The sequence below is a fragment of the Streptomyces sp. MA5143a genome (assembly GCF_900290235.1).
In the GTDB taxonomy this organism is placed as follows: domain Bacteria; phylum Actinomycetota; class Actinomycetes; order Streptomycetales; family Streptomycetaceae; genus Streptomyces.
Genome location: NZ_OLMK01000094.1, coordinates 55,276 through 68,050, shown reverse-complemented (window position 1 = coordinate 68,050; position 12,775 = coordinate 55,276). Strand labels below are relative to the sequence as shown.

Genomic DNA, 12,775 nt, shown 5'->3' with positions numbered 1-12,775 from the left:
CCCGCAGTATGAACCTGGGCAAATCGCCCTAGCGTGGGGGGCATGTCGACGGAAAGCACACCGGGATCCCCGCGCCCCCGACCCGCGCCCGCGGCCGGTGCGCTGCTGCTCTGCCGCGCGGACCGGGAGACCGTCGCCCCTGTCGCGCAGCTCCTCGGGGAGCGGATGCTGCTCACCTCGGCCGGCGCCGGGTGGAGCGCCCTCGTGCCCGAGGGAAAGCCCTGGCTGCAGGGAGGGGAGCCTGTCGACCGGGTGCTGACCGGTTGGGCCACCGCGCTCGCCGTCGGCGCTCCCTGGCCCGTCCTGGCCCTGTGGTGGGACGCGGACCGCGGCGGCTACACCCTGGCCGCGGGTTTCCGCCGCACCGTCGGCTACGTATGGCTCGCCAACGGCACCCCGGTCGGCGAGGACGAGGCGATGCGCACGTTCGCCGCGCGCCTGGGCCTGGACCCGGTCCTCGACGCGCAGCCCCTCTACGACCTCACCAAGGCGGACCCGTCGGCGGACGCCCGCGCCCGGCTGCTGGGCCTGCTCGCGGTCCTGGCCCGGGCGGGTGTGGCCCTCCCGGCCGGTCTCACTCCTGGTGAACCCGCGGACCGTCTCCGGGAGGTCGCCCGCGTCCAGCCCGACGCCCAGCGCATCGAATGGACCGGCTGGCGCGGAGCCGTCCGTATGGAACTCGACGCGCTCGAACGCGGCCGTCTCGGCCCCTGGCTGCCCTGGGCGGGCACGTCACGCGCCCGCGGGCTCGCCGCCGCGCAGCTCCTCGTGGGCCTGCCCCTGACGGCCTGGGGCCTGCGCCGCCGCAGCGGCGGCTGGACCGCGGCGGGCGCCCTCCTGGTCGCCCACGGCGCCCTCGGCCTGATGTACGACCTCTCCCGCCCCCACGACTGACCCCGCCCCGCGACTCGCCCGCGACTGACCGGGGGACCTACTCGTCGTCCTCGTCGTCCAGGCGTGCCAGCCAGGTCGCCAGCCGCTCGACCGGCACCTCGAAGTCCGGGTTCAGGTCCACGAAGGTCCGCAGCTGCTCGGCGAGCCACTCGAAGGTGACCTCCTCCTCGCCGCGCCGCTTCTCCAGTTCCTCGATGCCACGGTCCGTGAAGTACATGGGTCAAGGATAAGTGCGGGAAAACGGCCGGGCCGCACCCCTCGGAAGGGGTGCGGCCCGGCCGCGTACGGATGCCGTCGAGGGTGCTTACGCCTCGAACACCTCACGCACGAGCTGCTCCTGCTCCGCCTGGTGCCGCTTGGCCGACCCCACGGCGGGGGACGAGCCGTGCGGGCGGGAGATGCGGCGCAGACGCTCGCCGTGCGGGACGTCGGCGCCGACCGCCAGGTCCAGGTGGTCGATCAGGTTGAGGGCGATGAAGGGCCACGCGCCCTGGTTCGCCGGCTCCTCCTGCGCCCACAGGTACTTCTCGGCGTTCGGGTACTTCTTGATCTCCGCCTGGACCTCGGCACCCGGCAGCGGGTAGAGGCGCTCGAGGCGGATGATCGCCGTCTCGGCGGCCGAGGGGTCCGTGGCGCCGCGCTTCTGCCGCTCGGCCTCCAGGTCGTAGTAGACCTTGCCGGCGCAGAACACGACCTTCTTGACGGCGGCCGGGTCGACCGAGTCGTCGCCGATGACCGGGCGGAACTCGCCCGTCGTGAACTCCTCCGCCTTCGACGCGGCGGCCTTCAGACGCAGCATCGACTTCGGGGTGAAGACCACCAGCGGCTTGTGGTGCGGGTTGTGCACCTGCCACCGCAGGAGGTGGAAGTAGTTCGACGGGAGGGTCGGCATGGCGACCGTCATGTTGTTCTGCGCGCAGAGCTGGAGGAACCGCTCGGGGCGGGCCGAGGAGTGGTCCGGGCCCTGGCCCTCGTAGCCGTGCGGGAGGAGCAGGACGACGCCGGAGGTCTGGCTCCACTTCTGCTCCGCCGACGAGATGAACTCGTCCACGACCGTCTGGGCGCCGTTGACGAAGTCGCCGAACTGCGCCTCCCACATCACGAGCGCGTCGGGGCGGGCCAGCGAGTAGCCGTACTCGAAGCCCATCGCCGCGTACTCGGACAGGAGCGAGTTGTAGACGTTCAGGCGCGCCTGGTCCTCGGAGAGGTACATCAGCGGCGTGAACTCCTCGCCCGTCTCACGGTCGATGATCACCGCGTGACGCTGGCCGAAGGTGCCGCGCTGCGAGTCCTGACCGGCGAGCCGGACCGGGGTGCCCTCCAGCAGGAGGGAGCCGATGGCGAGGGTCTCGCCCATGCCCCAGTCGATGGTGCCGTCCTCGACCATCGACGCCCGGCGCTGGAGCTGCGGCAGCAGACGCGGGTGGGCGGTGATGTGGTCCGGGACGTTGACCTGGGACTCGGCGATGCGCTTGACGACCTCGGCCGTGACCGAGGTGTTCACCGAGACGGGGAAGCCGTCCTGCGGGTCGTGGGACGGGGCGGACGCCGGCTGCGACGTCGCCTCGCGGACCTCGGTGAAGACCTTCTCCAGCTGGCCCTGGTAGTCCTGGAGCGCCTGCTCGGCCTCTTCCAGGGTGATGTCGCCACGACCGATGAGGGACTCGGTGTAGAGCTTGCGCACCGAGCGCTTCTTGTCGATCAGGTCGTACATCAGCGGCTGGGTGAAGGCCGGGTTGTCCGACTCGTTGTGACCGCGGCGGCGGTAGCAGATGAGGTCGATCACCACGTCCTTGTTGAACGCCTGACGGAACTCGAAGGCGAGCCGCGCGACGCGGACCACGGCCTCCGGGTCGTCGCCGTTCACGTGGAAGATCGGGGCCTCGATCATCCTCGCCACGTCCGTCGCGTACATCGACGAGCGGGAGGACTCGGGGGCCGCGGTGAAGCCGACCTGGTTGTTGATGACGATGTGGACCGTGCCGCCGGTGCGGTAGCCGCGCAGCTGCGACATGTTCAGGGTCTCGGCCACCACGCCCTGGCCCGCGAAGGCCGCGTCGCCGTGGAGGGCCACCGGCAGGACGGTGAAGTCCGTGCCGCCCTTGTTGATGATGTCCTGCTTGGCGCGGGCGACGCCCTCCAGGACCGGGTCCACCGCCTCCAGGTGCGAGGGGTTCGCGACCAGGGAGACCTTGATCTGCTCGCCGTCGAGGCCGGTGAAGGTGCCCTCGGCGCCCAGGTGGTACTTCACGTCGCCGGAGCCGTGCATCGACTTCGGGTCGAGGTTGCCCTCGAACTCGCGGAAGATCTGCGCGTACGACTTGCCGACGATGTTCGCGAGGACGTTCAGGCGGCCGCGGTGGGCCATGCCGATGACGACCTCGTCCAGGCGCGACTCGGCGGCGCTGTCGATGACCGCGTCGAGCAGCGGGATGACGGACTCGCCGCCCTCCAGGGAGAAGCGCTTCTGGCCGACGTACTTCGTCTGCAGGAAGGTCTCGAAGGCCTCCGCCGCGTTCAGCCGGCGCAGGATGCGCAGCTGCTCCTCGCGCTCCGGCTTGGTGTGCGGGCGCTCGATGCGGTCCTGGATCCACTTGCGCTGCTTCGGGTCCTGGATGTGCATGAACTCGATGCCGGTCGTACGGCAGTACGAGTCACGCAGGACGCCGAGGATGTCGCGGAGCTTCATCAGGGACTTGCCGGCGAAGCCGCCGACCGCGAACTCGCGCTCCAGGTCCCACAGGGTGAGCCCGTGCTCGGTGATGTCGAGGTCGGGGTGCTTGCGCTGGCGGTACTCCAGCGGGTCGGTGTCGGCCATGACGTGGCCGCGGACCCGGTAGGAGTGGATCAGCTCGAAGACGCGGGCGGCCTTGGTGACGTCGTCGTCGTGGCTGGCGTCGATGTCCTTGAGCCAGCGGACCGGCTCGTAGGGGATGCGCAGGGCCTCGAAGATGTCGTCGTAGAAGCCGTTCTCGCCGAGGAGGAAGTTCGCGACGATCCGCAGGAACTCGCCGGAGGCGGCGCCCTGGATGACCCGGTGGTCGTACGTCGAGGTCAGCGTCATGACCTTGGAGATGCCCAGCTTGTTCAGGGTGTCCTGGGACGTGCCCTGGAACTCGGCCGGGTAGTCCATGGAGCCGACGCCCATGATGACCGACTGGCCGGGCATCAGGCGGGGCACGGAGTGGACGGTGCCGAGGCCGCCGGGGTTGGTCAGGGAGACCGTGACACCGGTGAAGTCGTCCATCGTCAGCTTGCCGTCACGGGCGCGGCGGACGATGTCCTCGTAGGCCTGCCAGAACTCGAAGAAGTTCAGCGTCTCGGCCTTCTTGATGCCCGCGACGACCAGCTGGCGGTCGCCGTTGGGCTTCACCAGGTCGATGGCGAGGCCGAAGTTGACGTGCGGCGGCTTGACGAGGGTGGGCTTCCCGTCCTTCTCCGCGTAGTGCCAGTTCATCGACGGCATCGTCTTGATGGCCTGCACCATCGCGTAGCCGATCAGGTGCGTGAAGGAGATCTTCCCGCCCCGGGCGCGCTTCAGGTGGTTGTTGATGACGATGCGGTTGTCGAAGAGCAGCTTCACCGGGACGGCGCGCACGGACGTGGCCGTGGGCAGCTCCAGCGACGCGTTCATGTTCTTCGCGACGGCGGCGGCCGGGCCGCGCAGCGTGATCAGCTCCGGCCCCTCGGCGGGAGCGGCCGGCGCGGCCTGCTTCGCGGGGGCGGCGGCCGGCTTCGCCGGCGCGGCGGCCGCGGGCTTCGCGGCGGCCGGGGCCGGGGCAGCGGCGGCGGGCTTCGGAGCGGCCGGAGCGGGCGCGGCCGGAGCCGCGGGGGCGGCCTGGGCCGGGGCGGCGGGCGCCGCGGGCGTGGTGGTCGCCGGGGCCCCCTTCGCCGCAGTACCCGCCGGAGCCGAGGCGGCGGCAGCCCCCGGCTTGTAGTCGGCGAAGAAGTCCCACCAGGCTCGGTCTACCGAGTTCGGGTCCTGGAGGTACTGCTGATAGATCTCGTCGACGAGCCACTCGTTCGGACCGAAGGCCGCGGCGGGGTTCTTACCCGCTTGGTCTGCGTCGGTCGAGATGCTCGAGTTACTGGGGGACTGTGGCGACACGGCGGCAACCGCCCTCTTCCGCTTCACAAGGTGATGGACAGCGGGAATAAAGGCTACGCCTCCGTGGCCGGGAAGGTCAGGTCGAGCCCCGTCATCGTCGCGTAAGTCACATCGGAATGCGTGTTTCGGGGCTGGAAATGGCGGGAAACAAGCGGGGTTCCGGTCCGGAATGGGTGCGGTGGGCACAGATCGGGCATGCGTCCGGCGGGGCCTGCGGCGATGAACGCGCGGCCGACCGGCTGAACGCACCTGATCACACGTGTCCGTCGACGCGGATCGATCGTGGATCTTGTGGCTCCGGTTCGAACTTTACGTCAACTTGGCAGATATGTAAGCCCTGGGAGGATGAGCGAAATCTGGCAAGGGTGAGGGGATTCGGCCACGGGAAGGTGGGTACCGGCTTCGGGGCTGCCGCCCCGGGCCCCCGCGATCGTGGGGCGATCGGTGCGTGTGTCCCGCGGGCGCGCTGTGGCTTGTCGCGCAGTTCCCCGCGCCCCTTGACGGCGCCGGGCGCGACCCATGCCGTCAAGGGCGCGGGGAACTGCGCGAGCGACCACGGCGGCGCCGCGGTCGGCCGACCACCTCACCACACGAACTCTGTTGCGGCGGAGCCCTACGGCTGGGGGGAGCGGGCGGGCGGCGCTCCCGGCAGAGCCACCTGGATGCGGCAGCCCTTGGGGGACTCGGCGACGCCGATGCGGCCGCCGTGGAGGTCCACGGCCCAGCGGGCGATGGCCAGGCCGAGGCCGGTGCCGCCGTCGCTGCCGGGGCCGTGCGGTCGGCTCACCGCACCGCGGTTGAAGCGTTCGAAGACGCGGTGCCACTCGGACTCCGGGATGCCGGGGCCCTCGTCCAGCACTTCGAGGGTCAGGGACTCCGGTGTGGACCCGCGGCGGGCCTTGACGGTGACACGGCCGTGCGGGGGGCTGTGCTTGACCGCGTTGTCGATGAGGTTGGCGACCACCTGGTGGATGCGCTCGGGGTCGGCGTGCGCCGTCAGCTCCGGGGGGTGGACGTCGAGATGGAGGTGGACGTCCTTGCGGGTGTGGCTGCCGGAACCGGAGGCCATGCCCCCACGCGCGCTGGCCACCATCTGGGTCTCCTTGAGGACCCCGGACAGATACGGCCACACCTCGAAACGGCGCTTGCGGAGCGGGACGACGCCGTGGTCGAGACGGGAGAGGTCCAACAGCGTCTCCACGAGCCGGCCCAGCCGCTCCGTCTGCTTCAGCGCCGTACGCATCGTCTCGGGGTCGGCGGTCGCGATGCCGTCCACGATGTTCTCCAGCACCGCCCTGAGGCCCGCGATGGGCGTGCGGAGCTCGTGGGAGACGTTCGCCACGAGCTCCTTGCGCTGCCGGTCCTGGGCCTCCAGCTCGTCGGCCATCAGGTTGATGGTGTGGGCCAGGTCGCCCAGCTCGTCCCGGCGGTTCTCGCTGACCCGCCGGGTGTAGTCGCCGCGCGAGATGGACCGGGCGACCGCGTTCATCTCGTCCAGCGGAGCGGTGAGCGAATGCGCCACGAACTGCGTAATCAACAGTGTGGCGATCATCGAGAACACCGTGATGAAGCGCAGCTCCGTCTTGGTGTGCACGGCGATCATCGACAGACCCGTGGTGATCAGGACGGAGACGACGACGAGCGTGCCCAGTTTCGTCTTGATCGAGAAGGGACGCAGTCCGCTCAGCGGCCCCGCGACCCTCCGTGACCGCGTGTCACCGAGGCTCCCCGGCCGTGGGTCACCGACTCCGCTCATATCGCCACCAGTCCCCTGTGCCTACGCGAGTACGAGGCGCGTCGTGCGGACGCGGCTCAGGGGGTCGGGGTCTCCAGGGCGTACCCGACTCCGTGCACCGTGCGGATCCGCTCCGCGCCGATCTTCCGCCGCAGCGCCTTGATGTGGCTGTCGACGGTGCGCGTCCCGGACGCGTCCGCCCAGTCCCAGACCTCGGCGAGCAGCTGTTCGCGCGAGAGTACGGCACGCGGCGTGTTCGCGAGACATACGAGCAGGTCGAACTCGGTGGGGGTCAGGTGAACGTCCTCGCTGCGCACCCGGACACGGCGCTGCGCGTGGTCGATCTCCAGTTCACCGAGGCGCAGGATGCCCGAGCGCGGGGTGGTGGCGGCCAGCGCGGCCCGCTCCACGCGGCGCAGCAGCACATGGACGCGCGCGGCCAGTTCACGCATGGAGAACGGCTTGGTCATGTAGTCGTCGGCGCCGACGCCGAGCCCGACCAGCATGTCCGTCTCGTCGTCCCGCGCGGTGAGCATCAGCACGGGGACGGGCCGCTGGGCCTGGACGCGCCTGCACACCTCCAGGCCGTCGAAGCCGGGCAGCATGATGTCGAGGATCAGCAGGTCGGGCTGCCAGGCCTCCGCCGTGTCCACGGCCGCGGGGCCGTCGGACGCGGTCTGTACGACGAAACCCTCGGCGCGCAGGCGGGCCGCGATGGCGTCGACGATCGTCGGGTCGTCCTCGACCACGAGCACCCGGCGCTGTGCGCCCGGGGTCGCCGTCGTGCCGTTGTGGGAGGTGTGTGTCTGCTCCATCGCCCGCCCCTGAGTTGCTTTCCGGAATCCGTGGGGTGATCCCTTGACTACGCATGGCTGCGCATGACTGCGATTGACGCTTGAATGATCGGCGCCAGGCAAGCAGGGTACGGGCAGTCACCACGCCAGGGCTATCCAGGTCGGACCGCGAGGTGCACCACGTCCGGAACTCCTCGGGCAACGGGGATCTCTTCGGTACGCACCTGATGGAACCCGGCATTCCCCAAGGTTTCCTCGAATTCCGGGGAAGGCTGTGCCGACCACACGGCCAGTACTCCGCCGGGGTTCAACACCCTTGCGCAGCTTGCCAATCCAGCCGGTGAGTACAGGTTTTCGTTGCTGTCGGAGACGGTCCAGTCGGGCCCGTTGTCGATGTCCAGGCAGAGCGCGTCGAACGTGGCGCAAGTCTCATTGACGTACTCGACGAGATCGGCTTCCACGATCCGCGTCCGCGGGTCGGCGAGCGCCTGCGCGGACAGGTCGGCCAGGGGCCCCGCGCGGTGCCAGTCGATGACGGCCGGTTCGCGTTCCACGACGGTGATCGCGCCCCAACTCGGGTTCGCTGCGGCGTGTGCGAGCGAGAAGCCCACGCCCAGGCCGCCGATGAGCACACTCGGCTGAAAACGCCCGGTCAGCGCGTCGAGGGCGGCGTCGACCAGCAGTCGCTCCGAGCGCCCGTCGGAGGTGTCCATCAGGAAGCACCCGTTGGCGATGATCTGCAACAGCTCCCCGTGCCGCCGCAGGACTACCTCGCCGTAGGGGCCCTCGCGCCGGTCGATGACTTCGGGGACGTCGGTGGTGGTCATCCCCCCATCCTTACGCGTCCCGCACGCGACGTCGGCTGAATTACGACCGCCCCGGCGGGGCTTGACGTGTTCGGAGCGTCCGCCCGCCGCGACGGGGCGTGCTCAGATCTCCAGACCGTGCCCGTACGGGAAGAGGGGCGTCCCGGTGGAGTTCGACGCGTCCGGCCCGGACTCCTCCATCGAGGCCGTGGGACGCCGGAGTTCGAAGGGGAGCCGCCCCTCGGCCCGCGCCCGGCCGAAGGCCACGTCGAGCAACGCCGGGTCGGACGCCCCGTAGTCGACGACGAGCGCGGCCGCCCTCGCCGCGATCTCCGGGAGCACGAAGGGCTGTTCCAGGGTGACGCAGACCAGGGTGGGGACGGCGTCCAGCAGCGCGAGGACCTCCCGCAGCCGCTCCGCACCGGACGCCGGGGACGCCGGGGACACCCCGGAGAGGGACGGCCCGGCGGGGTCCGGCCGTTCCCCGTGCGGTGTCCGCAGCCGCAGTACGGCGACGTCGGCGTGGGCCGGATCGGCGACGACATTGCCGTACAGGGACGCCGTCTGCGCGCCGACACCGTCGACGTACAGGTTCGGGCGGTCGGTGAGGGGCAGCAGGGAGTGGTTGGTGAGGATCGTGAGGGAGCGGCGCTGGGCGGTGGCGCCGAGGGCGGTGAAATCGGCCGCGCCCACGGTCTCCTCGGCCCGGTCCGGGTCGACGTAGCGCCTCTCGAAGAGGCCGAGCCGGAACTTCTCGCGCAGTAACCGGCGTACGGAGGCGTCGACGCGCTCCTCGGGGATCCGGCCGGACCGCACCAGTTCCACGACGACGTCGGGGCGCCCTTCGCCGCCGAACTGGTCGGCGCCCGCGTCCAGGGCCCTCGCCGCGCGCTCGGCGAGGGAGAGGTGTTCGGCGCCCCGTTCCCCGTGCGGTTCGCCCGGGATCGCGGGGCCGGTGAGCAGACCGGGGGCGGTGCAGACGATGCCGTCGAAGCCGAGGCGTTCGGGGAGCGGGCCGGTCAGGGCGTTCCGGTCGAAGCCGAAGCCGAAGCCGAGGCCGAAGGCGTCGCCGTCGCCGTCGCCGACGAAGCCGACGTCGGCCGGCTCCCCGGACCCGTGCCCGGTCCTGGTCGCGGTCGGCCGGGCGGGATGAGGCATCAGGCGCGAGCACCCGGCGTCGACGGCCGACTCGACCGGCGCGAGGGACCGGTCGCCGCCGGGGACGTGCGTGAACATGGCGGCGACGGAGCGGGGACCGAGCCGTGGCCCCTGGAGGCCGCGCACGTACGCCCGGACGAGGTCGCCCGTCCGTTCGGCGGACGAGCCGAAGGCGCCGGACAGGTCGGCACCACCGTGCCCGGTGGCGAGGTCGTGACCGGCGCGGACCACGGGGTGGACGGCGACCCGGAAGCCCACCGCCAGATACTCGCGCCGGACGGTGTCGCCGAACCGCTCCACCAGCTCGGCGTCGCCGATGGCGGCGAGGCCCGACGGCGCGGGCCAGGCGGAGAACGGGGCGGTGGCGAAGGACGCGCCCCGCTGGTCGGTGTACGAGTGGCGCGGGTCGGTGGAGAGGGTGACCGGGATGCCGAGCCGGGTGTCCGCGGCGAGCGCCTGGAGCCGGTTGACCCATTCCGCCGTCTCCCGCACGCCGTACCGGCCCACGAGCTGCACGTGGGTCAGATGACCCTCCGTCACCAGCGCGGTGGTGCCGTACGGAAGGGAGCCGCCCCCTTCGGCAGGCGTGCCGTCCTCGTTCATCGCGAGCGGGGTGTGGAAGAGCTGCCCGGCCTTCTCCGCGAGCGTCATCCGGGCCAGCAGGTCCTCCACCCGTTCCTCGACGGGGAGGTTCGGGTCGCGGTAGTCGGGCGTGGGCATCCGGCAGTCCTTGTACGTGGGGTACGGAGGTGCGTGGGGGGGTGACGGGGCACAGGCGCCCGTTCAGGGAAGCAGCAAAACCGAGTGGGTACTAGGTTTTGGTCACGTGGCCAGAATCACCGGGCCAACCGCTTGATCGACAGGGCGCGTGACTCGTGTAACCGGCGGTTCGCGCCGTCCGCCGAGGTCGCAGGGTGAGGGCTAGGGTGGCGGGCATGGCGCGGAACCGGACGCCCGAGGGGTCTGCCGACGAACCCGGCAGACGGACGCCGCCCGCCGCCCGGACGCCCCGCGGCTCGTACGCCGTCGGCGACGAACGACGGCAGCGCATCCTCGACACGGCCGTCGACCACTTCGCCCGATGGGGCTTCCACGCCTCCTCCCTCGCCCGCATCGCCAAGGACGTCGGCATCACCCAGGGTGGCCTGCTGCACCACTTCCCCTCCAAGGAGGGCCTCCTCCTCCAGGTGCTGGAACGCGCCGACGCGAGCGAGCGGGAGGGGTTCCTCGCGTACGACTTCGCGTCGGCGGCGGAGATGTTCTCGATGCTCGTGCGGCTCGTCGAGCACGACAGCGCGCGGGTGGGGCAGACCCGCATGTTCAACGTTCTGGCGGCGGAGGCGGGCGACCCCGGGCATCCCGCCCACGGGTACTTCGCCCACCGGTACGCCGAACTGATGGAGGTCATGTCGGGGGTGCTGCGGCGGGCGGCGCACGCCGGTGAACTGCGGCCGGACACGGATGCCGTCGCCGACGCCGTCGCGCAGGAGGTGGCCGCCGTGCTGGACGGGCTCCGGATCCAATGGGTGCTGGACCCGCGGGGGTTCGACCTGGCGGGACGGTTCCGGGCGTACGTGGAGCGGGTGCTGCGGGTGCTCTCGACGGACGGGTGAGGTTGTCGGATTGCTGTGAATCCCGGCGAACGTGGCGCAGGTCACAGACAGAGGGCGCCGGGATGCCGAAGGTGGAGCCAAACGGAGGGAGCGCTTCATCTTGGATGGCGTGGAGACCGGGACAGGGCCGGACCGGACCGACGTGACACCGTCGGCTGCCGGGCCGTTCCTGAACGGAATCCCACGCCAGCCGGGCGTGGTGACGCCGGTACGGGGCGGGGGAGAGACCGACCCGTCGGGTCCCGGTGTCGAGCGGGCGGGACCGCCGGGGCCGCTGGGGCTTGGTGTCGAGCGGGCGGGTTTGGCCGAGTCGCTGGGTCCCGGTGCCGAGCGGGCAGGGCTGGCGGAGTCGCTGGGGCCCGGTGCCGTCGAGCAGTCGGGACTGGCCAGGCCGCTGGGAGCCGGTGCCGTCGAGTCGGGACTGGCCGGGCCGCTGGGAGCCGGTGCCGTCGAGCAGTCGGGACCGGCCGGGCCGCTGGGACCCGGTGCCGAGCGGGCGCGGCTGCCGAAGCCGTCAGGGCTCGGTCGTGAGCGGGGCGCGTCCTCGGGGTGCCGGGGCCGGAGCGGCCGGCTCGCCCTCGGTCGCCGTACACGTCCCACTCCTGCACACCGCTCCCTTCCGCGCCCCTGGCGGCTGCTCCCCACCCCCACCGGCACGCCCTTCACCTTCTGGTACCTGGCCGTCCTGCTGCTGACCTCGCTCGTCACCGAGTACGCGGACCCGGCCGTCGTCCACGCCCTCCACCAGGGCTTCAGTACGGACGTCGCGCACCTCGTGGGCGCCCCGGTGCCGGTGCTCGTCGCGAGCGCGCTGTGGATCGCCGGCGGGGTGGCGTCGCCGTACGCGCTCGGCTTCGTGCTGGTGCTGACCGCGCTGGAGCGCCGGATCGGCGGCCGGCGCACGGCCATGGTCTTCCTGCTGGGGCATGGCCTCGCCACCCTCGCCACCGAGATCCCGGTCGGGGTCGCCGTCCTGACCGGCTCGCTGCCCGGCAGTTCCCTCCACCGCCTCGACTACGGGATCAGCTTCGGCGTGGCGGCGAGCGTGGGCGCGCTGGCCGCCGTGCTGCCGTGGTGGTCGCGCTGGCCGCTGCTGCTCGCCTTCGGCTGGATGCTCCTGGAGGACCTGACGGCGTTCACGGACCCGATGACCAACTGGGGCCATCTGGTCGCCCTCGCGATCGGCGTCGCCACGTGGCCGGTGGTACGGCGGTGGCGGCGCGCGGCGACGGCCCGTGACGCGGTCCCACCCCAGGGCCCGGCGCGCCCGGTGAAGGTCCGGCCCAGCTGACCTGAGCCCTGCGCGGGGGAGGGGGCGCCCCCCGCTCGGCACGCCGACCTCCGCGCCCTCCTCGGACGTCGCCCAGGGTCAGGGTGCGCACGACGAGCGTGCCGAGGCCCCGGCGGCGGTGGGACGCGGAGGTCTCCATCTGGTCGACGACCGCGGTCCGCCCGGTCGGGGCGATCCGGCCGCGAGGCCCACGAGCCGTCCGGTGCGGCGACCATCGTGCGGATCAAGCCGCCCCGGACCCAGGTGCGTCGGCGGTAGCCCTCCGGGGCGGTGACGGCCGGGCCCTCCGGCGTCCCCAGGGCTGCGGTCATCGGCCGGCCCGGCTCGGGGTCCCCCCGGCCCTCGCCCAGGCAGGGGGCGACTCTCGACGCGGCGG

At 71.8% G+C, this 12,775-nt stretch carries 9 protein-coding genes; 3 read left to right on the top strand and 6 right to left on the bottom strand.

The window, feature by feature from the left end:
* Positions 1 to 42 precede the first annotated feature (42 nt).
* Positions 43 to 894, top strand: coding sequence for a hypothetical protein (locus tag SMA5143A_RS33870; RefSeq protein ID WP_107466660.1), 852 nt, complete (start codon positions 43 to 45; stop codon positions 892 to 894).
* 37 nt (positions 895 to 931) lie between these two features.
* On the opposite strand, the gene SMA5143A_RS33865 is transcribed toward SMA5143A_RS33870, so the two are convergent.
* The 6 genes from SMA5143A_RS33865 to SMA5143A_RS33840 all read right to left on the bottom strand — a co-directional run bounded on the left by SMA5143A_RS33865 (position 932) and on the right by SMA5143A_RS33840 (position 10,215).
* Positions 932 to 1,111 carry a DUF6104 family protein gene (locus SMA5143A_RS33865; RefSeq protein ID WP_003992906.1) on the bottom strand — a complete coding sequence of 60 codons (180 nt, stop codon included), beginning with the start codon at positions 1,109 to 1,111 and terminating at the stop codon, positions 932 to 934.
* Positions 1,112 to 1,198: 87 nt separating this feature from the next.
* Positions 1,199 to 5,002: a multifunctional oxoglutarate decarboxylase/oxoglutarate dehydrogenase thiamine pyrophosphate-binding subunit/dihydrolipoyllysine-residue succinyltransferase subunit gene (locus SMA5143A_RS33860; RefSeq protein WP_107466685.1), complete on the bottom strand. Its 3,804-nt coding sequence runs from the start codon at positions 5,000 to 5,002 to the stop codon at positions 1,199 to 1,201.
* Positions 5,003 to 5,615: 613 nt separating this feature from the next.
* On the bottom strand, positions 5,616 to 6,758 hold the full coding sequence (locus SMA5143A_RS33855) for a HAMP domain-containing sensor histidine kinase (RefSeq protein WP_258193881.1): 1,143 nt from the start codon (positions 6,756 to 6,758) through the stop codon (positions 5,616 to 5,618).
* Positions 6,759 to 6,814: 56 nt separating this feature from the next.
* Positions 6,815 to 7,552: a response regulator transcription factor gene (locus tag SMA5143A_RS33850; protein ID WP_055513578.1), complete on the bottom strand. Its 738-nt coding sequence runs from the start codon at positions 7,550 to 7,552 to the stop codon at positions 6,815 to 6,817.
* Between the two features lie 131 nt (positions 7,553 to 7,683).
* Positions 7,684 to 8,358: a spermidine synthase gene (locus SMA5143A_RS33845; RefSeq protein WP_107466659.1), complete on the bottom strand. Its 675-nt coding sequence runs from the start codon at positions 8,356 to 8,358 to the stop codon at positions 7,684 to 7,686.
* 102 nt (positions 8,359 to 8,460) lie between these two features.
* Positions 8,461 to 10,215 carry a glycoside hydrolase family 3 protein gene (locus SMA5143A_RS33840; protein WP_107466658.1) on the bottom strand — a complete coding sequence of 585 codons (1,755 nt, stop codon included), beginning with the start codon at positions 10,213 to 10,215 and terminating at the stop codon, positions 8,461 to 8,463.
* Between the two features lie 215 nt (positions 10,216 to 10,430).
* Here SMA5143A_RS33840 and SMA5143A_RS33835 point away from each other — a divergent pair, with 215 nt between their 5' ends.
* Together SMA5143A_RS33835 and SMA5143A_RS33830 are read left to right on the top strand one after the other, a co-directional pair.
* Positions 10,431 to 11,108 (top strand): TetR/AcrR family transcriptional regulator, encoded by a 678-nt coding sequence (locus SMA5143A_RS33835; RefSeq protein WP_107466683.1) that lies wholly within the window; start codon positions 10,431 to 10,433, stop codon positions 11,106 to 11,108.
* Positions 11,109 to 11,502: 394 nt separating this feature from the next.
* Entirely contained in the window at positions 11,503 to 12,399 is an 897-nt protein-coding gene (locus SMA5143A_RS33830; RefSeq protein WP_308812059.1) for a rhomboid-like protein, read from the top strand.
* Positions 12,400 to 12,775 lie beyond the last annotated feature (376 nt).

What these genes read in the sequence shown, in the direction of transcription:
- SMA5143A_RS33865 (WP_003992906.1), bottom strand. Translation starts at nt 1,111, where the DNA reads ATGTACTTCACGGACCGTGGCATCGAGGAACTGGAGAAGCGGCGCGGC.
- SMA5143A_RS33850 (WP_055513578.1), bottom strand. Translation starts at nt 7,552, where the DNA reads ATGGAGCAGACACACACCTCCCACAACGGCACGACGGCGACCCCGGGC.
- SMA5143A_RS33840 (WP_107466658.1), bottom strand. Translation starts at nt 10,215, where the DNA reads ATGCCCACGCCCGACTACCGCGACCCGAACCTCCCCGTCGAGGAACGG.
- SMA5143A_RS33855 (WP_258193881.1), bottom strand. Translation starts at nt 6,758, where the DNA reads ATGAGCGGAGTCGGTGACCCACGGCCGGGGAGCCTCGGTGACACGCGG.
- SMA5143A_RS33835 (WP_107466683.1), top strand. Translation starts at nt 10,431, where the DNA reads ATGGCGCGGAACCGGACGCCCGAGGGGTCTGCCGACGAACCCGGCAGA.
- SMA5143A_RS33870 (WP_107466660.1), top strand. Translation starts at nt 43, where the DNA reads ATGTCGACGGAAAGCACACCGGGATCCCCGCGCCCCCGACCCGCGCCC.
- SMA5143A_RS33845 (WP_107466659.1), bottom strand. Translation starts at nt 8,358, where the DNA reads ATGACCACCACCGACGTCCCCGAAGTCATCGACCGGCGCGAGGGCCCC.